This is a genomic window from Pedobacter cryoconitis (assembly GCF_014207135.1).
GTDB lineage: Bacteria > Bacteroidota > Bacteroidia > Sphingobacteriales > Sphingobacteriaceae > Pedobacter > Pedobacter cryoconitis_D.
Genome location: NZ_JACHCC010000001.1, coordinates 247,959 through 271,232 on the forward strand (window position 1 = coordinate 247,959; position 23,274 = coordinate 271,232).

The window sequence follows — 23,274 nt, forward strand, 5'->3', positions numbered from 1 at the left end:
TATATAAATATTAGGTTCTATGAAGAAAACAGATGTAGCTGTAATTGGAATGTCCTGTGTCTTCCCTGGTGCGGGAGACCTGGATACGTTCTGGAAAAATATAATCAATAAGGTTGATTCCACGCAGGTTGTACCTGTAGACCGTATCGATCCTGTTCATTTTGATAAAAATACTACAGGCGTAGATCGTTTCTATTGTAACAGAGGCGGGTTCATCCCTGATTATAATTTTGATCCTCAACGTTTCGGTATACTTCCGGTAGCGGTAGAAGGGACAGAACCTGATCATCTGCTTACGCTCGATTTAGTTTATAAAGCGCTCGAAGATGCCGGTGTATTTGATAAGGGTACCTCACTGGAAAAGACAGGTATCATTATTGGAAAAGGTAATTATGCCGGTCCGGGAGCAACCAGGGCAATTGAGATTGTAAGAACCGGAGAACAGATCGCTGCTGTATTGAAAGATCTGCTGCCTGATCTGGGAACTGAAGATATAGAAAAAGTAAAACATGAATTCCAGAAGCGTAAAGGGCGTTTTGGCCCCGATACAGCTATGGGACTAATACCAAACCTGGTAGCTTCACTGGTCGCAAACCGCTTGAACCTGGGTGGAGTCGCTTTTACACTTGATGCTGCCTGTGCCAGTTCGTTGATAGCTATTGATCATGCAGTACAGGAGCTGAATAGCGGACGTTGCAATATGGTTATTGCCGGAGGCGTACATGTTGGTCAGAATGCAGCCTTTTGGAGTATATTCTCCAATTTAGGTGCTTTATCAAAGCAGGAAAGGATAAAACCATTTGATAACCAGGCAGACGGCCTGATTATCGGAGAGGGCTGCGGTTTTGTAGTTTTAAAACGGCTGGAAGATGCTATTCAGGATAAAGACCGGATTTATGCAGTAGTTAAAGGAGTAGGGGTCAGCAGTGATGGTAGCGGAACAAGTGTGATGAGCCCGTCTGTAAAAGGTCAGCTCAGAGCGATTGAACAGGCCTGGGAAAATGCTGATGTTTCTCCGGGAACTATCGGTTACGTGGAAGCACATGGTACAGGTACACCATTAGGAGATAAGACAGAAATTGAAACACTTACCCGGTTTTTTGGCTATAACGCGGATCTCCCTAAAGCGGGTATCGGAAGCGTAAAATCGAATATAGGGCATGCTATGCCTGCTGCGGGAATTGCCGGGTTGATTAAAACCTGTCTGGCGTTGTACCATGACATATTACCTCCAACTTTACATTGTGATAATCCATTAGCTCAACTCGAAAAAACACGGTTTGCTGCAGTACAGGAATCCTCGGGATGGACAGCGTCAGGTTTACCGAAAATTGCAGGGGTAAATGCTTTTGGCTTTGGGGGGATCAATGCACACGTAGTTCTGGAAGGGTTTAATACGCCAAAGAGGGATGAGGTTTTATTGCTTGCGCGTGCAACTCATGAAGAACTGTTAGCTGCTCTGGAAAATCATGACTATAACCCGGGCAACGGAAATTATCGCATTGCGTTATTTGATCCTACACCTGAAAGAATAAAAAAGGCTATTAAAATTGCTGCCAAAAATACACCATGGCGTAATAAACAAGATATCTGGTATACAAATACCCCTCTGATCAGTAATGGTGGGAAAGTAGCATTTGTGTTTCCCGGGCTCGACGGACTGGCTGGTGGTGAGGTTTTAAGTGTAGCTGATTATTTTAAGCTGGAAGACGATCATCAGGTTGAAGCTGATGGATTGTTAAATGAAGCCTTAAAAACACTGAATAAAAGTAGTGTACTGGATAAGGCACTTAAACAATTGGGAATCTGGCCTGATATGAATGCCGGACATAGTCTGGGAGAATGGCTTGCCGCAAGATCTTCTGAACTTGCAGAAGAGAGTTCAGTATTACAATTACTTAAAGTCCTGAATCCTGAGACATTTGAACTGAAAGATTCCAGGTTTATCGCTGTTGGCTGCGGTATTGAACAGCTTTTGCCAGTTATTGCCGATATTAATAATCTCTACCTGTCTAATGATAACTGCCCTCAGCAGGTAATCCTTTGTGGAAGTAAGGCTGCTCTGGAGGAGCTGACTCCTATTTTAAAGGCCAGGCAGATTTTTCATCAGATCCTTCCTTTTCAATCTGGATTTCACTCTCCTTTTATTGCTGATAAACTGGAAGTTATCCTGGAGGGTATGCGTGATATGCAATTCCGTAAAACAACTATTCCACTTTGGTCGGCTACAACTCTAGCGCTTTATCCTGAAGGTTTTGAGGCGATCAGACAATTGAGTGCAGAGCATTTGATTAAACCTGTACGTTTCAGGGAGCTGACAGAGAAGTTATATGAGGAAGGAGCAAGGGTATTTATACAAATAGGATCCGGAGGTTTGATCGGCTTTATTGATGATACTCTTAAAGGAAAAACCTTTAGTACGATTTCTTCAAATGTACCAATCAGGTCGGGAATAACTCAGTTACAGCGAGTAATTGCTGCTTTGTTCATTGAAGGGAAGGAAACAGGAATGGCCTTTATGGGAAGTAAGAGAACCAGTCAGATCATCGAAGGTAAAGGGATTAAACTTCAGCTTGGTCTGCCTGTGATTACCCAGCTGGATACGCTTAAAGAACTGGCTGGCAAATCGCAACCAGCTGTATATACTGAGAATTTACTGCAGGATGTGGCTGATCCTGTGATGAGAGCATTTAATGAAAATATGCTGGAAATGAATGCAATCCAGACCGAGATACAAAATTTGTTTAAAACAAGAGTTTTAAGACCACAGAATTATCCCATAATCCCAGCAGTTTCAACTCCGGTTAAACGTTTTCCATTTTCAAAACAGCTGGATATTACATTAGAAAACTGTCCCTATTTAAGGGATCATGCACTGTTAAGACAACCCAAAGACTGGCATTGTGTGGATGATATGGATCCGGTAATTCCGATGACAATGATTTTTGAATTGTTTGGAGAGATTGCTGCAGAACAGTCATCTGGAGAGCAGGTGCAGAAAATATTAAATATCAAAGTATTTCAATGGATGAATGTAATCAAGCCTTTCCGTGAAACCATAACAGGTGAATGGAAAGACCAGCAAAGGGTATATCTTAATCTGGAGCGTTATGCAAATGCTGAAGTTATTTTATCAGAAAAATTGGCAGTTCCATCTCAAAGACTGTTTGATATAGGTGAAATTCTGAATATAGACCGGAGTCCGGAACAGATTTATGAGAATCATATGTTCCATGGGCCAGGTTATCAGGGAATAAAGTCATTGAAAGCTGTGGGCAAAAATGGGATCACCGGTGTTATTACTGGGGCTGCCGGAAAAGGTTCGCTCCTGGATAATGCAGGGCAGCTTTTTGGACTGTGGCTGCAACTGATTCTAACTAAGGATCGAATTGCTTTTCCAGTGAAAATACAGGAAATAGAGTTTTTTGAAGATATGAATGATCAGCATGGGGAGTTTGAATGTACCTGTATGCTGACAGATATGAACGAAGAATTTGCTACTGGTGATTTTATCATTAAACGTGATAACCGTATCTGGGCAATTATTTCTGGCTGGCAAAACAGAAGGCTTGAAATAGATGATGCATTGTGGAGTGTATCGATGTCGCCTTTACACAACCGTCTGTCAAAAGAAATCGCTCCTGGTATTTTTATGTTTCACAATGCCTATTCAAGGGTTGTTTCCTGGGATTTTATTCTGAAACGATATTTTGACCAGGAGGAGAAAAAACATCATAATTCATTGTTGCCAAATAAGCGTAAAACCTGGATTATCAGTCGGGTGGCTGTAAAAGATGCGGTAAGAAACCTGCTTCACAATGAAAAACAACATGCCTGTTATCCGATCACTTTTGGGGTGAAATCGGATGAATTGCAAAAACCCTATCTCTACGGAAGTCAGACAGCAGATATCCATATATCTATTGCACATAAAGGAACTGATGCCGTAGGGATCGCCCAGTTTTACAGACCTGTTGGAATTGATATTGAGATTATCGAAGAACGGAGCGCAGGCTTTTTTGAACTGGCATTTGCAGATACAGAGATGGCCTTATTAGAGGGACTGGATAAAGCTGAATGGGCTACCAGATTCTGGACAGCGAAAGAAGCTTATGGTAAATACCTGGGAAAGGGTTTACAGGGTAATCCTAAGGCTTATGTTGTAGAAGAGATCAGGGGTGAAGAATTACGAATCAAAGACATATTTATAAAAACCATTAAACACCATAATTATATAATCGGATGGACGCAATAGTAAAAACTTCAAAATTGAATAACGACGAGATCTTTGGTTTGATGAAACAATTCATTACTGAAGTAATAGGGGAAGAATTTGTGGAAGAAATGGATATTACACCTCAAAGTTCTTTTACTAAAGACCTTGAAATGGATAGTATAGAAATTGTTTCCTTCTCTGAAAAGATAAAAGCACACTTTGGTGAGCAGATAGATTTTACAGGATGGTTATCTGCTATGGATCTTGATCAGCTGATTAATTTAAATCTGGAAATGATCATCAATTATATACAGGAATGCCAGTCATCAAAGTAAATAACAGGGATGTACATATTCAGGAATTGAATAAGGGTGCAGCAGAAACTGTACTGCTTGTTCATGGGATGTTCAGTAACCTGTCTGTTTATTATTTCAATATTGCACCAGTACTGGCAGAACATTTTCATGTCGTGATGTACGATCTGAAAAGCCATGGGATGAGTGAACGTGTACTGGATGGGTATGATCTCGACAGCATGACCGATGATCTTTATGCTTTGATGGATGTTCTTAATTTAGATAAAGTGCATCTGGCCGGCTATAGTTTCGGTGGCCTGATAGCCTTGAAAATGGCGATGCGTTTTCCTCAGAAACTCAGGAAACTGGTTATTATAGAAGCCCCAGACCCAAGTGATGCCCGTACCCGTGGTATTATTGAAGAATACAGTCGTGAATTCCTGGAACATTATGTAGCCAATTTTACGGATACAACTAAAGTGAAGATGGGTAAAAGACAGATGGAACGTAACCACCGGATGTATGAATACCTGTTTTATCAGACTAGTATCAAACAGGATATGATCCGTGAGAGTGGTTTTTTTAAGGAGACTGAAATTAATGCGGTCAAGAAGGATACGTTATTGTTGTACGGGGCATCCTCTAATTGCCTGCAAGCTGGTAAACAGTTGAATAAAATGATCCATAGATCAGATTTAATCCCTCTGGAAGGAGACCACAACATCCCGATTCAGGAACCTGTGATGATAGCGGAGATTGTCTCCAGTTTTTTTAAGAATTAAATAAATCGCAATGGCAAAGTTTGTATTTATAGTGCCTCCTTTAACCGGTCATATTAACCCCACTTTAAGTATGGGAGCCGTTTTGATTCATCGTGGTCATCAGGTGGGCTGGATTACACTTGACCCTGATTTAGGAGCTAAATTGCCCGAAGGTGGAGAATTGCTGCTTATCAGATATAACGAAAGTGATCAGCAGAAACAGGATAGTGAGCAATATCTTGACATCATTACCAAAAAGATTGTTTATGGTATTGACAGTATCAAATTTTTATATGAAGAGGTCCTGATCCCTTTAAACCGTCATAGTTACGAAGGTATTGCAGGCTGGCTGGAAAAGTATAAACCTGATCTGGTAATTACAGATCATCAGATGTTTGCAGGTGCTATAGCTGCGGTAAATCAAAAACTGCCTTATGTAACTTCAGTAACTGCACCGGCAGCTATAAAAATAATGGATGAATTACCCAAAGTGCATGAGTGGGAGGTCAATCAGATTATTGCTTTACAGGAGGAATTCGGAGTTACTAAATCAACTTCGATAGCCTGTTCAGGTTTACTGACTATGGTATTGACTTCAAAGGAGTTTTTTGGAGAACTTGAATTAGCCCCAAATTATCATTTTGTTGGACCTGTAATTAACCGAAGGGTTATAAAAACTGAATTTAACTGGGATTTATTACATAAAAATAACAGACCAAAAATATTGGTCAGTATCGGAACTACTTTCGATCATGAGCATAAGAAGAACTTTTTTGCAAAGGTAATAGCAGCTTTTGGTCAGCAAAACATGACTGTAGTAGTGGTTTCAGATCCTTCTCTTTTCGACGTCTGGCCTGATAATTTTATAGTGCAGCGTATGGTTCCTCAACTGGAATTGTTGCCCAGCCTGGACGCAGTAGTTTGTCATGGAGGTCATAATACAGTTTGTGAAACTTTGATCAATGGCCTACCGATGGTCGTGATTCCAATTGCCTATGATCAGTCACATGTAGCTGGCCGGGTAGTACGGGTTGGTGCAGGGTTAAGATTGAATTTTAACCGTTTCAAAGCTAACCATCTTCTGGAGGCTGTTCTGCAAATTCTGGAAGACCCTGTTTTTAAAGCTTCGGCAATGAAGATTAAACAATCTTTTCTGGATGCAGGCGGTACAGAAATGGCTGCCACTTTGCTGGAAAAGTTTAGTGTCAATGAACCTTTAGAATTATCAAATAGCTAAAACAGGAATTATGTCAAGATTTTTATTCGTTGTACCACCTTTTTTTGGTCATATCAGTCCTACATTGAGTATAGGATCCAGTTTAATCGCCCGGGGGCATCAAGTAAAATGGTTGGGAATCACACCGCTTGACAGCAAACATATACCAGAGGGAGGGGAGTTTATTTATCCTGAGGCCGATCTAGTGGAATACCAGGAAGAAATCAGCCGTATATTAAAACGTCAGGATGATGGTCCTTCATGTTCCGGCCCTGAAGTCATGAAACTGGCACTGGAAGAGACCTATGTGCCTTTTGCACGCATCATGATGAAGGGACTGAGTAATTTTGTAGATGACTGGAAACCTGATGTTATAGTCAATGACTGTATCACTTTTGCAGGGGCTCTTTGTGCTAAGCTAAAGGGAATCCCTTCGGTAACAACTACGCCGGTACCTCCGGATGTAATGGGAGATACAGCGAATAGTGCACCTAAGATTTTTGAATGGCAGCAGCAACTGATTAAAGCTTTGCAGGAAGAACTAGGCCTGTACGAAGAGGAAATATATATCCATTCCAATAAGCTTAATCTGGTTTTTACCTCTCAGGCTTTTGCAGGGTTTGAAGAAACTCCTGCGCATATGAAATTTGTCGGGCCAGTGAAAGGTAGACCTAACCATGCTGCTTTTGACTGGGAGAGGCTGGCAGCAGCTAAGACACCTAAAGTATTTGTTTCCTTAGGGACTTTACTGGTAGATATAAGAAAAGCATTTTTTCAGAAACTGATCGATGCATTTGCAGAGGAACCGGTTACTATTATTGCGGCTACAAATCCGGATATTTTTGAGCAATGGCCAGATAATTTTATTGTCAATGGTTTTGTTCCCCAATCAGAATTGATGCCGCATATGGATGCTGTAATTTGTCATGGCGGTTTTAATACAGTTAATGACACGTTTACAAATGGCCTGCCGATGTTGATTACACCGATTGCTTATGATCATTTTCATACGGCAAAACTGATTGTAAGTGCGGGTTGTGGGATTAGCATCCGTTATAAAAGGCTGAAAATTGAGGACTTAAAAAACAGCGTTTTTGAATTGCTGGAGAATCCAGTGTATCGTCATGCCGCATTAAAAATAAAAGAAACTTTTATTGCTGCCGGAGGAAATGATAAGGCGGTGCAGTTACTGGAAGATTTTGCTGAAGCTGAACAATTGCTGGAGAAACAGAATTAAGACCGGCGGATTATGAAAAGAAAATTACTATTTGGGGAAAGAATGCTGCATGGCGACGGGAATACGCCTTTCAATAGCGTAATCCCGGTCAGGATCCGTGGCGATTTTTCAGCTGCGGCATTAAATCATGCCCTGGTCAGATTGCAGCAAAAGCATCCTTTATTGAATGCATTTATCGAAAATGACGAGACGAACCGTCCCTGGTTTGCTGTCGATAAAGACCGTCCGGTCAGGATCCCTGTAAGAGTAATTCCAAGGTATAGTGATTCTGACCAGGAAGTAGAAACAGTTAGAGAATGGTTAACCCCTTTTGATACTGCTAAGGGGCCTATGTTGCGTATCGTATGGATTAAAGGAGGTGGGGTTTCTGATTTGCTGATGGTCATTCATCACTGTCTTTGTGATGGTGGTTCTGCGATGTCTATTTTAGCGGCATTGTTGGAATTGCTGGATGATGGTGATGCTAATATTGGTCAGGAGACCCCTATTAAAGGGATGACCGATATTGTTCCTGTTGATATTCTCGAAGATAAGAGGAAAGTTTTGAAAGCCAGGTTTATCGGTTATGTTGCAACCCTGGCATTATGGATCATTCCTGTTAACAAAAAGGCTGTAGACAGGCAGAACGATTATCTTATTCAGTGGTCTGTTGACTCAGATAAGCTGGCAGCCCTTTCCAGATTTTGTAAAAATTCGGGTGTCACTATAAACACGTTTTTTTGTACAGCATTATTACAGGCTTTCAAGGAAGTCAGAAAGGATAAAGCGCATAATAAAGTTTCCTGCCCGGTTGATATCCGCAGGTTTAATCCAAAAATAAAGAGGGACCATATTTTTGCTTTTGGTTTAATGTTCGTAGTCAGTGCCTATCCTAAACTTGATTTTATCAGTAATGTAAAGGCTATACAGAAAGACATTAAAGAGAAAATGAAGAAACTAAATCCTTATCTGCTGATGATGGTGCTGGAAAATGCCCATCCGGTACTGGAGAAGTTCACCCGTTTTCTGAAGTATGGAAAATCAAGTAATGACTGCATGTTTTCTAATCTGGGTAATCTGACCATTCCTTACCAGTATAATACGTTCGAACTGGAAATGATCAATAGTCCTTCTGTTATTGGTCCATTGGGTAATACAACCTCCTTAGTTATTTCGACTTACCGTGGCCAGATGAGTTTATCTCTGGTAGGCAGCGAAGGTTATTTACCTTATGCAGATGCTCAGGCAATACAACATAAATTAATGTCAATCCTTGAAGAACAATTAATCACCAGATTAGAACCAGCTTAGTATCATGAAAAGAAAGTTGATTATTGGAGAACGAATAATGTATGTAGATGCATTAACACCTGTCAATGTTGTTTTTACTGCAAAAATCAGTGGAACCATTGATCCGGATATTTTACGCGCCGCACTTTTGAAAATACAAAAAAAACATCCGTTGTTACGGATGAGTATTGATGATCAACAAAAGGGAGGACCTTATTTTCTTTTAAATGAAAACATAAGAGAGATTCCGGTACGTATGGTCGGGCGTGAAAGTGATGAAGACTGGCTAACCGAAGCCAGATCAGAATTGGATCAACTTTTTGACGGGAAAGATGAACCGCTGGCCAGAATAGTCTGGTTGAAATCAGCTGGAGTATCCGAATTATTATGGGTACTCCCACATTGTATCTGCGATGGCTCTACTTTAGTAGCATTGATGCAGGAAATGTTATTGCTGCTTGATGAACCGGATACTGAACTTGTTCCTTATGCAACCTTCAATTCTGTCAAAGAACTGCTGCCTTCTTCTTTTTCTGCCTCATCGGCTAAAATTTTTAAGGCGCGTATGTTCTCCCTGCTGGGGAATGTGTTTTTTTATTTTAAACCCAGTCGGCGGAAGGTGGCAGCAGGTAATAATTATTTCCTGCACTGGAGACTCAATCAGGAAGAAACGGCTAAACTTATTGAACTCAGCAAAGCGGAAAAAACTACAGTGCATGCTACATTGTGTATTGCGTTTATGAATGCCTTTCAGCAAGTGATGGGCGCGCGCGCGCATGGAAAAGTAATTTGTCCGGTCGATATCAGGCGGTTCATCCCTGAAATTAAAAATGATACGATGTTTGCTTTTGCACCGATAGTAGAACTGGATACTGATATGAAAGCCGATATAGATTTCTGGACAAGAGCAAGGACATTAAAAACCGAGCTGACGACTAAAGTAGAGGCCTTGAAAGTAGAAGAATTATTGTGGATGAGTGAATATTTTCATGCGGTGGCCAATAAAATGATCCGGTTTTTAAAAGCGACTGATGGTACACATGATGTGACACTTTCCAATATGGGTAAACTCAGAATCCCGGAGACTTACAAGTCGTTTGTGGTGGATCATATCTGTAGTCCGACTGTAGCTTTTCCATGGCGTAATCCAAATACACTGGTTACCAGTACTTTTAAAGATCAGATGGATTTTACTTTACAGTCTAACGATACCTTTATGACAGAAGAGGAAGCCGCCCTGATTAAAACAAAAGCAATGAACTTAATATTTGATGATTTAAAACAATTATCCGTTGCCTGATATGCTGACCACGACACTGAAAGAAAAGGAAGTTACATTAAAACGTTTTCTACGTAAAAACTTATTGTATTATATCGTCCCGAATGTTGTATTCAATACCATTATTCCTTATTTCAGTTTTACAGACCGGAATGCTGTCCATTTGTTTGCAGGTGAACAAAATCTGGCGAGGTTTATTTTGCCGATGGCATTTTTCCTGCCCTTTATAATCACTTTTGATATTTTAAAAAAAACAATAACCTTATCAGAAAAGGGACATTCAGAAATCATTCTGGCAGAGGATGTGAAAAAGAATAAATTTATTTTTAAAATGGCTGCGATCAATGGTTTTTGTACAGTTTTATTTGTCTTTTTAGTGATGCTGGGTTTACACTTTGGTTTGCCGCAGCTGTATAATTATAACGGAACTTTACTGGCGGTACTGTTGGGGCTGACCGCCGGAATATTTTCAGTTCTGTTCACTTATATGCCAATCAGAAAACTAAAAAAATATCATCTGACATACAGAGATTAATATGAGATCATATCCATATCAAATATTTTCTGCTCTTTGGTCTGAATAAAACCTGCTTTCAAATAAAACTGGTGTGACCCTGTTCTTTTAGTCTGGCATCTTACCCTTAGTTTACCAACCTTTTTGGCTATTGCCCATTCTTTGACCAGTTCAATTAATTTCTTTCCGGTTTGCAGGTTACGATAGTTCTCATCCACAACCAGTCCTCCGATTTCTACAAAAGGAAGGGATTCTAATCTTAAAGCATAGAAACCATGAATCCAGCCAATAATTGTCTCTTCTGTGATAGCAACAAAAGCACAATGATCAGTATGCGCTATCATGTCCTTAATTCTGGTTTCCGTCTCTGAAAGGGAAGAAGAGTAACCCAGCTGCCCGGATAATCTGTTTATATCCGCTGCATCCTCAGTCTCTAAAATTCTAAAATGCATGTTATGATTGTTTTTAAATGATGTCTATAGTGGATAAGCTGTTTCACTTTTGGTTTCTGATAAAACGAAAAAGCTCTGTACAGTACTGATATTTGGGAGGGTTGCTAGTTTATTTCTTAAAAATAAGTGGTAGGTATCCATATCACTGGTCGCAATACGAAGGATAAAATCAAAAGCCCCGGTCATTTGAAAACACTCCATGACTTCGTTGAATTTTGCTACTTCACGCTCGAATTCATTTAATGAATCGGCTGTATGTTCTTTTAACAATACCTGCGAAAAAGCAATCAGGCTTCTATTGATCTTTTGTCTGTCCAGAATTGCCACAACCCGTTTAATATACCCTCTTTCTTTCAGTTTTCTGATTCTGTCATGGACTGTTGCAATTGATTTACGCAATTTAAAAGCCAGTTCTTTATTCGTTAACGTGGCATCTCTCTGTAAGATCCGTAAAATTTCCAGATCAATGGGGTCTAATTCTTCACTCATCTTAAATGGGGTAATTGGGTTATGAAAAAACGCTTGTTGTATTACTGTATGTGCCTCTTGAAATGAAAATAAATAAACTTATTCATGACTTTTCTGTAAAATTTCCGGAATTAAAGATATGTATTGTTATTATAAATCACAGTATGGAGTTTTACCGAAATATAGGGTAAAATAAATAACATAAATTATGATCTTGAGTACGAAAGAAGTAAATGGTCTGACCACAGATCTTGAAAAGAAATTCGAGCATTTATGGCATCTGGTAGGTAATACGCCAATGCTGGAATTACATTATACTTATAAGGGCAAAACGGGAAAAATATATGTTAAATGCGAACACTATAATCTTACCGGAAGTATAAAAGACCGGATCGCATTATTCACGCTATATCATGCCTATAAAAACTGTATGATTAAACCTGGTGATGAGATTATCGAAGCAACCAGTGGTAATACTGGAATTGCTTTCGCTGCTATCGGTAAAGCCATGGGGCATCCTGTTAAGATTATTATGCCCAATTGGCTGAGTAAAGAGCGGATTGATATTATTAAGAGTCTGGGTGCAGAAGTTATACTGATCAGTAAAGAACAGGGGGGATTTCTGGGGAGTATTAAGCTGGCTGAATCCATGGCTCTGGAAAATGAAAATATATTTTTGCCCCGTCAGTTTGAAAATGTAGATAATCCGGGAGCACATCAGGAAACTACTGGTGTTGAAATCTGGGAGCAACTCAGACTGAATAATTTAATTCCCGATGCTTTTGTGGCCGGGGTAGGGACCGGAGGAACAATTATGGGGGTAGGCCGTTATTTACGGAGTCAGAATCCGTCTATTAAGATCCATCCACTGGAACCTGCGGAATCGCCAACATTAACAACAGGATACAAGGTCGGGAGTCATAGGATACAGGGTATTTCTGATGAATTTATTCCTGAAATTGTTAAACTCAATGAAATGGACCAGGTTCTTCAGGCAAATGATGGTGATTCAATTTTAATGGCGCAGAAATTAGGTCGTCAGTTAGGACTGGCTGTAGGAATATCATCAGGAGCAAATGTGATTGGTGCGATTAAATTACAACAGGAACTGGGAATGGACAGCTGTGTAGTAACCATATTCTCTGATAGTAATAAAAAGTACCTGAGTACTGATCTGATGCGGGAAGAACCTGTTAAGGATGGTTATTTAACACCAGATACTGAATTCATTGACTACCATCCGATATGCCGTCTGAAATAAGATTATCCTTATGCTAAGAAAAATCAACCAAACCACTTATAAATTCAATTCATGAGAAAACTAATTTTATTAACCACAGTAATTCTATTTACCCTGGCAGCGAAAAGTCAGATCTTAAAACCAGTGACCTGGAGTTATGCCGCAAAGCGGACCAGTAAAACCGAAGGTGTAATTTTTATTAAAGCAACCATCGAAAGTGGCTGGCATATTTATTCGCAAAACATAAAAGAAGGCGGACCGGTTAAAACTACCTTCATCTTTCCAGCTGCCAAAGATTATACTTTAAACGGGAAGACTATTGAACCTAAAGCTGTCCACCGCTTTGAGGATACTTTTAAAATGGATGTCAGTTTTTTTGAAGGCAGTGTAATCTTTCAGCAAAAAATAACTTTAAAAGGGTCAAAGGCACTGGTTAAAGGAACAGTCGAATTTATGACCTGTAATGACAGGCAATGCCTTCCACCAGAACAGGTAGAATTTAGTGTTTTAGTAAAATAGAGGGATAATGTACTTGAAAATATTTAAGCTTAGCCTCAAAATATTTGTTTTCGGCTTACTGACACTTTTATGGACTCAACAATATACTTTTGCACAGCAAAAAACAGATACTTCGGGGGCTGATGGGTTAGTGTTTACTGCGGTTAGTGACACACCAGTCAATCCGGTTGTTAAGGAAAAAACAGCTTTAGTTAAGACATTGAAATCTAAAGACCCGGTACAGAAACCGGTTCCGGTTAAAGAACAACAATCATTGTGGGGTGTTTTTATTGCAGGTTTTGTCGGTGGACTCGCTGCGTTACTGATGCCCTGTATCTTTCCTATGCTCCCATTGACGGTAAGTTTTTTTACTAAAGGCTCAGAAAAAGGGAAAGCATTCAGAAGAGCAGCACTCTATGGGGCTTTTATTATTCTGATTTATGTATTACTGGGGCTGCTGGTTACTATTTTATTCGGTGCAGATGCATTAAACAGCTTGTCAACCAATGGCCTGTTCAATCTGCTGTTTTTCTTACTGCTAATAGTCTTTGGGATTTCTTTTCTGGGTGCGTTTGAAATTACACTCCCTTCTTCCTGGGTAAATAAGATGGATGCAAACTCTGATAAAGGAGGAATTGCAGGGCTCTTTTTTATGGCTGGTACGCTTGCCCTGGTTTCTTTTTCCTGTACCGGGCCGATTATAGGAACATTATTAGTACAGGCTGCAACCAGTGGGGCACTTTTGGGGCCTGCTGTAGGCATGTTTGGTTTTTCTTTTGCGCTGGCAATTCCTTTTGCTTTGTTTGCACTTTTTCCATCAGCTTTAAATGCACTTCCTAAATCAGGAGGCTGGTTGAACAGTGTAAAAGTAGTCCTGGGTTTCCTGGAACTGGCTTTTGCTTTGAAGTTTCTGAGTAATGTAGATCTGGCCTATCATTGGGAGTGGTTCGACAGAGAGATCTTTCTGGTGTTATGGATTGTGATTTTCGGTCTGATGGGGCTGTATCTTTTAGGTAAACTGAAATTCTCACATGACAGCGAGCTAAAGTATATCTCTGTTCCAAGATTGTTAATGGCAGTTATTGTTTTGTCATTTACGATTTATATGATCCCAGGTTTATGGGGGGCGCCACTTAAATCAGTTTCTGCTTTTCTACCTCCTCAGCAAACCCAGGATTTTGACCTGTATACGCCAACTTTAGGTACTGGTCATTCAAATACTGTAAAACCATCACCTGGAGCACACAAATATGCCGCGTTATTTCATGCACCTTTGAATCTGGATGTGTTTTTTGATTATAATGAAGGAGTAGCTTATGCTAAACAAGTCAATAAACCAGTAATGATCGATTTTACTGGTCATGCCTGTGTGAATTGCAGAAAGATGGAAGCGAATGTCTGGTCGGATAAAGAAGTCTATAAAATGATCAGCGAAGATTATGTACTGATCCAACTTTATGTAGATGATAAAACTGAACTCGCTGACAAGGATATAGTCACTACTCCGGAAGGAAAATTACTGAATACGATTGGCAAAAAGTGGAGCTATTTACAAGCTTCAAAGTTTCAGGCTAACTCCCAGCCATTTTATGTATTGCTTAATCCTGCATCAGAAGAACAGTTAGTCGCACCGGGGGGAGCAGATTATGAAGTATCTCACTACCTGGATTTTCTAAAAAAGGGATTGAAATCCTATCATAAATAAGAAGTTTTATTATAAAAGGCCGGCATTTTGCCGGCCTTTTTAGTCTTCCATTTAAAACATCCAAATTTGTTTATAAATGTGGGTTCATGATTTGAATAGCTTGACGGGAACTGTTAAAAACAGGTGTGTGGTTATAATCCCTGCTCATTCTGTAAGCACCCACACCACCAGTTTTATTAGTTTTAGCCCATCCGGCAATATTCCATAACCACTTCGTTGCTTTTGCATCTCCGCCTGGTGTATCTTCAGATCCGTTTGGATATTTAAATTCATCTCCATTCGTGAGCACAATCAATTTGGTTTTATCAAACATATTCAGCAAGGGGGTAAGGTCTGCTGTAGTACTTCCTCCCCAGCGACGGCTTCCGCCTACATAAGATTGAAAATTAACATAAGTGTAGTTACTTTTAAATGGAGTATAAATCGTATTGTAACCTAAACTGCCACCAGCAACATCGACATCTGTGTCGTAGATAAATATTGGTTTCTGTCCTGCTTTGGTCAGATTACCTGTAAGTGCGTTCGGGCCAAAATATTTTGCAACTGATTGAAGTACTGCTTTGGCATTACTTGCTGGTGCATCACCACCAAAAGTACCGGTTTCAATATCTACATCAATTCCGTCCCAGCCCATACCCGTGATAAACTTATCATACATAGCTTTAGCCCAGTGGTCGTAGGTACTTGCCGATGACAGGCTGGTTTTTTGTGTAGTTGTGGTATCTTTCGCGGAGCCGTCATAGAAAGCATCGTTTCCGGGAAATGTACAGGTCAGAATTTTTGTTCCCTTAGCCTGAAGTGTTTTCCAGTGTGAAGCATCCTTGTCCCATCCGGCAAAGGCGATAACAATATCTACGCTATCTGGTACATTCAGCATAGAAGTGGCTGCAGCGGGGTCATTACCATCTGCTACCAGGTAACCAAGATAGATCTGGTGAGCACTGCTTTTATAGGCAAGAAGGTTTTTAAGATAATCTGCATCTGATTTAGTACCACCGCCGGAGCCAGTCCCATCAGTTATTTTTTTACAGGAAGAGAAGAAAATGGTGGAGATGACAAGGATAAGTAATCCCTTGCCCAGGTTGATAAAAGGTTTTGTTTTCATAGTTGATCATTAAGTTTATATTGGTTGCTTTGTCAGGAAGACTTTGAGCTAAAACAATTTAGTATTGTAATTGTTTTTGATACAAATATTTGATCTTTAATGTGTTAAGGTGCTATGAAATTAATTTGGCAATAGTGAATGCGGCGGCAGCGGCAATAAGTCCGATAGCGGTGACTTTAATGGCTCCTTTGAAAGGGGGCTGACCAGTGACTTTGCTCTTAAAATAGCCGAAAATAAACAAACAGAAAGTAGTGATTATTGCCGATAGTAATAAACCATTATGTGGTTCTGAAGTTATAAAATAGGCTGATAAGGGGAGTAGCCCACCAATACAATAAGCAATACCAATTGTCAGGGCACTATTTCTTGCCCTGTTGCTGTCAGGCTCTTCCAGGCCTAATTCAAATTTCATCATGAAATCTACCCATTTGGTTTTGTCCTTAGCTAGTTGATTTGCCAGTATCGTTTGCCCCTGTTCGTCAATTCCATAATCAGCGAAGATCTCTTTGACTTCCCTGATTTCTTCCTCTCTGAAATTTTCAACTTCATTGTACTCTCTGATTTTTTCACTTTGATAATGTTCCTGTTCAGTTTTACCAGCTAAATAGCCGCCCAGTCCCATCGCAATACAACCAGCCACAATTTCAGCCAAACCTGCAGTAATAATTATAGAATTATGCTGTACAGCGCCGCTCAGGCCCGCTGCAAGTGCAAATGGAACAGTCAAGCCATCACTCATTCCAATAACAATATCAGAAATGAATGCCGAACTTTTCAGATGTTTTTCTTGATGTGTATGATTCAAAATCCTGAGCTTTTAGTATTGATTAGATTGCTAATTCAAAGCTCGTTATTTTTTTTTCTAAACCATTGAGAATAACAGATATTTGATGCTGTCCCGGGTAAAATTTTCTGGTTGTAATGATTTTGAAACTTTGTTTTCTGTGGATGACAACGCTTTCATTTGCCTGATAATCACGTTCACTGATTTTGAAAACTTTTTTGGAAGACTGACCGTTTAGCCGTTTATAGTAAATAGCATATTCCATGCGTATTTTTTGTATGGAAGGAGAGGTGTTTTTTACAGTCAGTGTAAATTCTATGCTGTTTCCGATGGTCACGGTCGGAGTTAGTATTTCAAAATTATTCAGTTCAATCTGTGTACTTTCCAGTCCATAATAGGCCAGGATCTCCGGATGGCCTTGTTTTAACAGGCTGCGGCAGCCATGTTTAATAATTGCATCCGTTTCTTTGCTAAGTCCTTTCCAGCTGGTGGCGATAGTTATGACAATTTCAGGATAATCTTTTGAAATATCATTCAGGTGATTAGCTACGCTTTTGCGAACCCATTCTGAAGGATCATTTTTTAAGTTTTCCAGAATAGCGAGTGTTGTGCCGGGAACTTTTTTTAGTGTAGGGACAGCCATTGCCCAGGGTAATCTTGGTCTGCTGCCTTCGCTGGCAAGGCGTCTTACCTGATAACTTTCATGAGTTGACCATTTTCCCATCTGCATCATCATCTGGTTATGGTACTTAGCCAAAAAAGGCCTGACAGCGAATTCACAGGTTATAAATTGAGTGATATATTCAATTGCCTTTACTGAAGTCTCGTAATCCTCAAGACCAAAGGTTTCGATATAATCAGGGAAAAATATATAAGCCAGTTTATCATCTCCTGCATCATTCTTTCTGAGCTGGTCAATCAGCAGGAACAAATAGCGAACAGCCTCGGGGTAGTCAGAAGGAAGAAACTCATGCAAAACCAGTGTCGTATGATGCATCCTTTGTTTGAGCTCCATCTGCTGGAATTCCTCAACATAGATTTGACTGATAAATTGATTTTTGTTGAACGAAGCATCGAGTTGATGCATACTGTCAGTCAGGCTTTCATAAAAATTTGGGGAATATATATCTTTCAGCAGGCTCATTAACAATTGCGGATTTTTGGTGTATCCGGTAAATATAATAAAAACGGCCCTGTTTAACCGGCCGTTTTCTGAGTGCTTAATTAACTGCTTTGATTGCCTGATGAATAATATCCAATTCGTTTGCACTGATTGAAATATCCATAGATTTAGCATTGTCAATGGCCTGGGCTGCATTCCTTGAACCTGCCAGTACAATTGTAATACCCTTTTGCAAGGTAGTCCAGCGTAAGACCAGTTGTGCAACCGTTGTATTTTTACTTTCAGCAAGCGGTTCAAGGATACTGATTAAAGCTTTTACTTTCTCCGGATCAAACTGGCCAAAATAGCCATTGCGGTGATCGTTTGATTTAAGCCTGACATCCTTAAAATACTTACCGGTAAGCAGTCCTCTTTCCAATGGACTGTATGCAATAATCCCTATGTTGTTTTCTAGTGTGTAAGGAATGATTGTTTCTTCAATAGCTCTGTTGAGCATACTATAAGATACCTGGTTGGATGCGAGAATGATGGTTTGTTTCGCTTCTTTCAGCTGCGCCAGATTATAATTACTTACACCTGCAGCCAGAATTTTACCCTGCTGCACTAATAAATTAAGCGCTTCCATAGTTTCATCAATAGCAGTAGTTTCATCTGGCCAGTGTAACTGTAAAAGGTCAATATAGTCAGTTCCAAGACGTTTTAAACCTTCCTCTACTTCCTTGATTACATTTGCTTTTGAGGCATATTTATATACAGGGATGCTTTTTCCATCTGCGCCTGCATCGAAGAAAAATTCTCCTTTTCCATTATTGCTACCATCCCATACGAGCCCGAATTTATTGAGCAACTGAATTTTTGTGCGGTCTTTTCCTTTGATAGCTTCGCCGATTAATTCTTCACTTAATCCAAAACCATAAAATGGGGCAGTGTCAATAGTCGTAACTCCGTGATCGATTGAGGCATGTATAGCACCAATTGAATCTTGTTTTTCATTACCACCCCACATGGTACCACCTATAGCAAATGCACCATGCGTAATCGCTGACAGGTTTAATGCTGTATTTCCTAATTTTCTATATTCCATAATTTGCTCTATTCTACTCTTTCCGTAATATATATGATGGGATTTCCATCCATGACCGTTGCAGATTCCGCTGCGAATTTTTTAATATGAGGTGTCTGGTTATGTAAGTCCCAGTCTTCGTGGCTTTTCCATTCTTCATGGAAAATAAACAGATCTGGGTTTTGCTGAGACTGATGTAAGTCATACTGCAGACACGCAGCTTCACTTTTTGATCCAACGACCAGGGTTTTCAGCAGGGTTTTCATCTGCTCAGCATTACCAGGGATACTTTTAATTATAGCAGTTAGATAGATGCTCATTGTTTTGTGTTTTTTTAATGAAAATTTTATTTAAATGATTACGATATAATTTTATGTCATTGACAATGTCAGCATTCTTTTCTACGTCATGAAAGTGAATACCATCTAATGGTTTCATACCCGTAAAGGCATTCATACGGTGAAGGCCAAATAATACGCCATCATCTACACTGCGTTCGTTAAAAAACTCACCCGGCATAGTAAATGCTGTAGCAGGGGCATTCCAGGAAGAGGTAATCATGTATTGTTTGCCATGTAATAAACCGCCCGTGCCATAATTGATAGCGGGATTGTCAGCAGAACGGCCATCACTTTTGTATATACCATTTTGATGACCCTGAGTAAATACCAGGTCAATGTATTTTTTTAGTCCATGTGGGACCTGGAACCACCATATTGGTGTATGATATATAATTACATCAGCCCAGATATATTTCTCTACTTCTTGTCCGGGGTCATAATCTTCATTGATATCAGTCGATCTGATTTCAAATCCGGGTTGATTAGCAAAGAAGTCTATTGTTGCATTGAAAATTGTGTTATTAAAACGACCACCAGAGTGCCCGAATATCTGGCCTCCGTTAATCACAAATATTTTTTTAGTTTCCATGTTGCAGATCTTTTAATTTCTACTGCAAAACTAAACCTTCTTATGTCACCATTAAAATAATATAAATCATAGGTATCTATTATAATTGTGATGGTAAGTTCTGATAATTTTTAAACCAGCAAATAGAGGGATTTGTGAAAGGTATAAAGCTATTCTTTACATTATTGTATTAAAACTGACGCTGGCTTTAATCAATGCCATGGTCTTAATGTATTTCAGGTTGACATCTTTTGAAGCATGATTTGTATTATAACTGGTTAGGTTAATATATTGATCACCCTTGTCTGATTTATGAACGTATTTAACAATTGTAGCTTCATCTCCATCGATGTCAATTGACAAAAGATACATTTCCCCGTAATAAATCCCATCTTCCAAATTACTTACCTTTTTATAGATGGCAATATCGCCACTCTTTAAAAGTGGGTACATGCCATCCCCTCTGATATGCAGTGCGCCGTCACTTTTAGGCAGATTAGGTATTGTTATATAATCGATAATGGGCCGGTTTTTATCAAAAAGCTGAGTCAGACTTGTTTGGGTATTCATTTCATAAAGTGGGATTCTCTGACTTTTCAGGTTATCTTCTGTAATTGATAAAGTCTTGTTTGCTGGGGAAGGTAAATCCGGATTTTTAGAGGCGATCATTTCCCCCGAATTATTAAACATCCACTCAAAACTAATTTTGAGATTATTACAAAGTTTAACAATGAACTCTATTTTGGGGCTGGTTTTACTTCTGTAGTTTCTGATGTTTGCTTCGCTGGTTCCCATTGCGGCAGCAAATTTTGAATTATTATCATCAAAAAAGGATACTGCTATATCATTGATTTTTTTGGTTATGTCCATTTTTATAAATCAAAAAATACCTCCTGATCAAATTTATATCGGGATGTTTTTGCGAATATATAAACATTATAGAACCCAAAGAAACGATCTGGTATTAAAAGAATGTCCTGAATCCCCCCTGAGATTGACGTCTTAGGCAAGCATTGATCAACATTTTAATAATTAACTTAGAATCAGGTTAATGTATTTAAAAAGACAGCCATATGGAGACAATTCTTACTGATATAGATCAGACATTTGTTAATCTTCATCAATTGATCTTATCATTTGATGAAACACAGTTAAATGATATCCCATTTGCCGGAAGCTGGACTGCCGGACAAGTTGCCCAACATCTTATTCTGGCTAACTCAGGCTTTATAGAAATTATGCAGGGCCCGGTAAAAGATACGGAACGAAGGCCGGATCAACAGATTGAGCAGATCAAAAAGGATTTCTTAAACTTTGGGCTAAAGATGGAGTCTCCCGAATTTATTCTGCCACTGCCTATGAGTTATAATAAGTATCGCCAGCTGGGTACGCTCGAAAACATCAGGAGCGAACTGTTTAATCTGATCAGAACTAATGATCTGAGTAAAACCTGTCTGACCTTTGAGCTCCCCGTGTATGGATTTTTAACGCGGCTTGAAGCTGTCTATTTTGTAAACTATCATACACAGAGACATACGCACCAGTTAAAAAATATTTATCATCATTTGACATTAAAAAACTAAAATTTTAACCATTTTTTCTAACAAAATAATCATATGAAACACATTGATGTTTACCTAACCTTCGGTGGCAATTGTGCTGAAGCGATGACCTTCTACCAGAAATGTTTAGGAGGAGAATTATATATGCAGACAGTTGGAGAGTCACCAATTGCAGCACAATGTCCGGCTGGGATGAAAGATCAGATTATGCATTCTTCTTTAACAAAAGATGGACTGTTATTGTTGATGGCTTCAGATATGATCGGGCCGGGAGGCTTAGTTAATGGAAATTCGGTGACCCTTTCTATAAGCTGTAAAAGTGAAGAAGAAATCAATCATTTATTTTCAGTACTCTCGGCCGGAGGGAAAATTATTGACCCGCTGAAACTTCAGTTCTGGGGAGCATTATTCGGTGTACTGAATGATCGGTTTGGTGTGAAATGGATGCTGCTTTTTGATAAAACCCAGCAGAATTAAGCTGAATGTCAAATAGTAATGGTCTCTCTTTAAAGAGACCATTACTTAATTATTGTTTTTTATATACTGTTTGTGCCATATGTCTGATCCCGTCAGCATAAGAAGTTGGTTTTAAGTTAAATGCCAGCTCAAATTTAGAAGAATCAAAGTGATAAGGGTGGTTATACTGATAATACATCTCGACCGACTCACGAATATTTTTACTAAACGGACCAATGACCTGCAGTATAAACTTGTTGATGTGCATGAATTTAGGTTTAACCTGGTAGATCTTTGCAGCCAATTCAATGAATTCTTTGCCGGGTATTGGTGCAGCAGTAGGTATATGCCATATCTGGTTATCGTTTTCGGGGTGTTGCCCTAACAAATAAAGTCCCTTACCGGCATCAGGGATATAAGTGAAATTATGAATCGTATCTGAGCTGCCAACCCAGGATGCGCTTTGCCCTTTTGCATATTTGGAAAGAACCATAGTATCGGGAAGACTATTGCCAGAATCTGTACCATAAAAATCTGCGGAACGCGCTATACTGGCATTTATATTTCCTGCTTTCGCTTCTTCCATCAATTGAGTAGCAATACGTGCCCTGACCTCACCTTTGACACTGCAGGGGTTATAAGAGGTAGATTCCAGCATAGGACCATCAACTAATCCATACATATATACATTATCAAAAAATATTAACCTGGCCTGTGTTTCTTTAGCCACATTGATTACATTTTCCATAATTACAGGCCATTGCTGCTTCCAGATATTTTTATCATATGGTAATCCGGCACAGAGGTAAATCACTTTTGAGCCCCGTGATGCAGCAAGGACTTCGTGATAGTTCTGTAAATCTGCTTTCTCCCAGCTTATATTTTGATCTGTTATTCTGGAAGGTCTGCGGCTGACTAGTCGGATGGTTTGTTTAGCATTCAACAATTCTTGGGTAAGCGCATTGGCTGTGGGCCCCCCGGCACCTAATATAGTATGCATGTTTGTTTGTTTTAAATCTGATTCAAAGATAGACTGCAACTGTGAATGAAAACGTTAACAAAAGATAAGGATTTATAAAAGATGTTTTGTCATTTGATATTTATCTTTGATTAAACTGATT

The 23,274-nt window shown here is 39.4% G+C and carries 23 protein-coding genes; 13 read left to right on the top strand and 10 right to left on the bottom strand.

The genetic code is table 11. From position 1 onward, the window contains the following. Nucleotides 1–19 precede the first annotated feature (19 nt). The 8 genes from HDF25_RS00920 to HDF25_RS00955 are packed head-to-tail and all read left to right on the top strand — an operon-like array spanning nucleotide 20 to nucleotide 10,809. On the top strand, nucleotides 20–4,255 hold the full coding sequence (locus HDF25_RS00920) for a type I polyketide synthase (RefSeq protein ID WP_184621829.1): 4,236 nt from the start codon (nucleotides 20–22) through the stop codon (nucleotides 4,253–4,255). After that, nucleotides 4,243–4,551 (top strand): acyl carrier protein, encoded by a 309-nt coding sequence (locus HDF25_RS00925; protein WP_184621831.1) that lies wholly within the window; start codon nucleotides 4,243–4,245, stop codon nucleotides 4,549–4,551. Before HDF25_RS00920 ends, HDF25_RS00925 begins: the two co-directional genes overlap by 13 nt. Then, nucleotides 4,533–5,294, top strand: a complete 762-nt coding sequence (locus HDF25_RS00930) for an alpha/beta fold hydrolase (RefSeq protein WP_184621833.1) — start codon at nucleotides 4,533–4,535, stop codon at nucleotides 5,292–5,294. The genes HDF25_RS00925 and HDF25_RS00930 overlap by 19 nt, the downstream gene beginning before the upstream one ends. Nucleotides 5,295–5,304: 10 nt before the next feature. Next, entirely contained in the window at nucleotides 5,305–6,510 is a 1,206-nt protein-coding gene (locus HDF25_RS00935) for a nucleotide disphospho-sugar-binding domain-containing protein (RefSeq protein ID WP_184621834.1), read from the top strand. Nucleotides 6,511–6,520: 10 nt separating this feature from the next. After that, entirely contained in the window at nucleotides 6,521–7,726 is a 1,206-nt protein-coding gene (locus tag HDF25_RS00940; protein ID WP_184621836.1) for a glycosyltransferase, read from the top strand. A 12-nt stretch (nucleotides 7,727–7,738) separates the two neighbouring features. Then, nucleotides 7,739–9,016, top strand: coding sequence for a condensation domain-containing protein (locus tag HDF25_RS00945; protein ID WP_184621838.1), 1,278 nt, complete (start codon nucleotides 7,739–7,741; stop codon nucleotides 9,014–9,016). A gap of 4 nt (nucleotides 9,017–9,020) precedes the next feature. Then, on the top strand, nucleotides 9,021–10,295 hold the full coding sequence (locus HDF25_RS00950) for a phthiocerol/phthiodiolone dimycocerosyl transferase family protein (protein WP_184621840.1): 1,275 nt from the start codon (nucleotides 9,021–9,023) through the stop codon (nucleotides 10,293–10,295). A 1-nt stretch (nucleotide 10,296) separates the two neighbouring features. Further along, nucleotides 10,297–10,809: a hypothetical protein gene (locus HDF25_RS00955; RefSeq protein ID WP_184621842.1), complete on the top strand. Its 513-nt coding sequence runs from the start codon at nucleotides 10,297–10,299 to the stop codon at nucleotides 10,807–10,809. On the opposite strand, the gene HDF25_RS00960 is transcribed toward HDF25_RS00955, so the two are convergent. Beyond that, nucleotides 10,806–11,240, bottom strand: a complete 435-nt coding sequence (locus HDF25_RS00960; RefSeq protein WP_184621844.1) for a GNAT family N-acetyltransferase — start codon at nucleotides 11,238–11,240, stop codon at nucleotides 10,806–10,808. The two genes, HDF25_RS00955 and HDF25_RS00960, sit on opposite strands and share 4 nt — an antisense overlap. A gap of 24 nt (nucleotides 11,241–11,264) precedes the next feature. Then, nucleotides 11,265–11,729 (bottom strand): Lrp/AsnC family transcriptional regulator, encoded by a 465-nt coding sequence (locus HDF25_RS00965; protein WP_184621846.1) that lies wholly within the window; start codon nucleotides 11,727–11,729, stop codon nucleotides 11,265–11,267. A 187-nt stretch (nucleotides 11,730–11,916) separates the two neighbouring features. Here HDF25_RS00965 and HDF25_RS00970 point away from each other — a divergent pair, with 187 nt between their 5' ends. From HDF25_RS00970 to HDF25_RS00980, 3 genes are read left to right on the top strand one after another with little or no spacing between them, the layout of a single operon-like run. Beyond that, nucleotides 11,917–12,969 carry a PLP-dependent cysteine synthase family protein gene (locus HDF25_RS00970; RefSeq protein ID WP_184621848.1) on the top strand — a complete coding sequence of 351 codons (1,053 nt, stop codon included), beginning with the start codon at nucleotides 11,917–11,919 and terminating at the stop codon, nucleotides 12,967–12,969. A gap of 51 nt (nucleotides 12,970–13,020) precedes the next feature. Next, nucleotides 13,021–13,467 carry a protein-disulfide reductase DsbD domain-containing protein gene (locus HDF25_RS00975; protein WP_184621850.1) on the top strand — a complete coding sequence of 149 codons (447 nt, stop codon included), beginning with the start codon at nucleotides 13,021–13,023 and terminating at the stop codon, nucleotides 13,465–13,467. Nucleotides 13,468–13,474: 7 nt separating this feature from the next. Beyond that, nucleotides 13,475–15,151: a protein-disulfide reductase DsbD family protein gene (locus tag HDF25_RS00980; RefSeq protein WP_184621852.1), complete on the top strand. Its 1,677-nt coding sequence runs from the start codon at nucleotides 13,475–13,477 to the stop codon at nucleotides 15,149–15,151. Between the two features lie 70 nt (nucleotides 15,152–15,221). On the opposite strand, the gene HDF25_RS00985 is transcribed toward HDF25_RS00980, so the two are convergent. The 7 genes from HDF25_RS00985 to HDF25_RS01015 form a co-directional block, all read right to left on the bottom strand. Next, nucleotides 15,222–16,256, bottom strand: a complete 1,035-nt coding sequence (locus HDF25_RS00985) for a glycoside hydrolase family 18 (protein WP_184621855.1) — start codon at nucleotides 16,254–16,256, stop codon at nucleotides 15,222–15,224. 112 nt (nucleotides 16,257–16,368) lie between these two features. Continuing rightward, complete coding sequence (locus tag HDF25_RS00990) at nucleotides 16,369–17,061, bottom strand: VIT1/CCC1 transporter family protein (protein WP_184621857.1); 693 nt, start codon at nucleotides 17,059–17,061, stop codon at nucleotides 16,369–16,371. A gap of 22 nt (nucleotides 17,062–17,083) precedes the next feature. Further along, nucleotides 17,084–18,184 (bottom strand): DNA alkylation repair protein, encoded by a 1,101-nt coding sequence (locus tag HDF25_RS00995; RefSeq protein ID WP_184621859.1) that lies wholly within the window; start codon nucleotides 18,182–18,184, stop codon nucleotides 17,084–17,086. Between the two features lie 76 nt (nucleotides 18,185–18,260). Continuing rightward, nucleotides 18,261–19,247, bottom strand: a complete 987-nt coding sequence (locus tag HDF25_RS01000; protein WP_184621861.1) for an aldo/keto reductase — start codon at nucleotides 19,245–19,247, stop codon at nucleotides 18,261–18,263. 8 nt (nucleotides 19,248–19,255) lie between these two features. Further along, entirely contained in the window at nucleotides 19,256–19,546 is a 291-nt protein-coding gene (locus HDF25_RS01005; protein WP_184621863.1) for a putative quinol monooxygenase, read from the bottom strand. Next, a complete protein-coding gene (locus HDF25_RS01010) occupies nucleotides 19,518–20,156 on the bottom strand; it encodes an NAD(P)H-dependent oxidoreductase (protein ID WP_184621865.1) in 639 nt (212 codons plus the stop codon). Before HDF25_RS01010 ends, HDF25_RS01005 begins: the two co-directional genes overlap by 29 nt. A 156-nt stretch (nucleotides 20,157–20,312) precedes the next feature. Continuing rightward, complete coding sequence (locus HDF25_RS01015; protein WP_184621867.1) at nucleotides 20,313–21,005, bottom strand: helix-turn-helix transcriptional regulator; 693 nt, start codon at nucleotides 21,003–21,005, stop codon at nucleotides 20,313–20,315. Between the two features lie 203 nt (nucleotides 21,006–21,208). Between HDF25_RS01015 and HDF25_RS01020 the strand changes: the two genes are divergently transcribed. Both HDF25_RS01020 and HDF25_RS01025 read left to right on the top strand, forming a co-directional pair. Beyond that, nucleotides 21,209–21,718, top strand: coding sequence for a DinB family protein (locus HDF25_RS01020; protein ID WP_184621869.1), 510 nt, complete (start codon nucleotides 21,209–21,211; stop codon nucleotides 21,716–21,718). A 33-nt stretch (nucleotides 21,719–21,751) separates the two neighbouring features. Next, nucleotides 21,752–22,174: a VOC family protein gene (locus HDF25_RS01025; protein ID WP_184621871.1), complete on the top strand. Its 423-nt coding sequence runs from the start codon at nucleotides 21,752–21,754 to the stop codon at nucleotides 22,172–22,174. 49 nt (nucleotides 22,175–22,223) lie between these two features. Here HDF25_RS01025 and HDF25_RS01030 read toward each other — a convergent pair whose 3' ends face one another. Further along, entirely contained in the window at nucleotides 22,224–23,153 is a 930-nt protein-coding gene (locus tag HDF25_RS01030) for an NAD-dependent epimerase/dehydratase family protein (protein WP_184621873.1), read from the bottom strand. Nucleotides 23,154–23,274 lie beyond the last annotated feature (121 nt).

Excerpts from the sequence above, each read along its gene's own strand:
- HDF25_RS00970 (WP_184621848.1), top strand. The coding sequence starts at position 11,917 with ATGATCTTGAGTACGAAAGAAGTAAATGGTCTGACCACAGATCTTGAA.
- HDF25_RS00965 (WP_184621846.1), bottom strand. The coding sequence starts at position 11,729 with ATGAGTGAAGAATTAGACCCCATTGATCTGGAAATTTTACGGATCTTA.
- HDF25_RS00945 (WP_184621838.1), top strand. The coding sequence starts at position 7,739 with ATGAAAAGAAAATTACTATTTGGGGAAAGAATGCTGCATGGCGACGGG.
- HDF25_RS01025 (WP_184621871.1), top strand. The coding sequence starts at position 21,752 with ATGAAACACATTGATGTTTACCTAACCTTCGGTGGCAATTGTGCTGAA.
- HDF25_RS01030 (WP_184621873.1), bottom strand. The coding sequence starts at position 23,153 with ATGCATACTATATTAGGTGCCGGGGGGCCCACAGCCAATGCGCTTACC.
- HDF25_RS00935 (WP_184621834.1), top strand. The coding sequence starts at position 5,305 with ATGGCAAAGTTTGTATTTATAGTGCCTCCTTTAACCGGTCATATTAAC.
- HDF25_RS01005 (WP_184621863.1), bottom strand. The coding sequence starts at position 19,546 with ATGAGCATCTATCTAACTGCTATAATTAAAAGTATCCCTGGTAATGCT.
- HDF25_RS00925 (WP_184621831.1), top strand. The coding sequence starts at position 4,243 with ATGGACGCAATAGTAAAAACTTCAAAATTGAATAACGACGAGATCTTT.
- HDF25_RS00975 (WP_184621850.1), top strand. The coding sequence starts at position 13,021 with ATGAGAAAACTAATTTTATTAACCACAGTAATTCTATTTACCCTGGCA.
- HDF25_RS00930 (WP_184621833.1), top strand. The coding sequence starts at position 4,533 with ATGCCAGTCATCAAAGTAAATAACAGGGATGTACATATTCAGGAATTG.
- HDF25_RS00960 (WP_184621844.1), bottom strand. The coding sequence starts at position 11,240 with ATGCATTTTAGAATTTTAGAGACTGAGGATGCAGCGGATATAAACAGA.
- HDF25_RS01000 (WP_184621861.1), bottom strand. The coding sequence starts at position 19,247 with ATGGAATATAGAAAATTAGGAAATACAGCATTAAACCTGTCAGCGATT.
- HDF25_RS00920 (WP_184621829.1), top strand. The coding sequence starts at position 20 with ATGAAGAAAACAGATGTAGCTGTAATTGGAATGTCCTGTGTCTTCCCT.
- HDF25_RS00985 (WP_184621855.1), bottom strand. The coding sequence starts at position 16,256 with ATGAAAACAAAACCTTTTATCAACCTGGGCAAGGGATTACTTATCCTT.
- HDF25_RS01015 (WP_184621867.1), bottom strand. The coding sequence starts at position 21,005 with ATGGACATAACCAAAAAAATCAATGATATAGCAGTATCCTTTTTTGAT.
- HDF25_RS00950 (WP_184621840.1), top strand. The coding sequence starts at position 9,021 with ATGAAAAGAAAGTTGATTATTGGAGAACGAATAATGTATGTAGATGCA.
- HDF25_RS00995 (WP_184621859.1), bottom strand. The coding sequence starts at position 18,184 with ATGAGCCTGCTGAAAGATATATATTCCCCAAATTTTTATGAAAGCCTG.
- HDF25_RS01020 (WP_184621869.1), top strand. The coding sequence starts at position 21,209 with ATGGAGACAATTCTTACTGATATAGATCAGACATTTGTTAATCTTCAT.
- HDF25_RS01010 (WP_184621865.1), bottom strand. The coding sequence starts at position 20,156 with ATGGAAACTAAAAAAATATTTGTGATTAACGGAGGCCAGATATTCGGG.
- HDF25_RS00940 (WP_184621836.1), top strand. The coding sequence starts at position 6,521 with ATGTCAAGATTTTTATTCGTTGTACCACCTTTTTTTGGTCATATCAGT.
- HDF25_RS00955 (WP_184621842.1), top strand. The coding sequence starts at position 10,297 with ATGCTGACCACGACACTGAAAGAAAAGGAAGTTACATTAAAACGTTTT.
- HDF25_RS00980 (WP_184621852.1), top strand. The coding sequence starts at position 13,475 with ATGTACTTGAAAATATTTAAGCTTAGCCTCAAAATATTTGTTTTCGGC.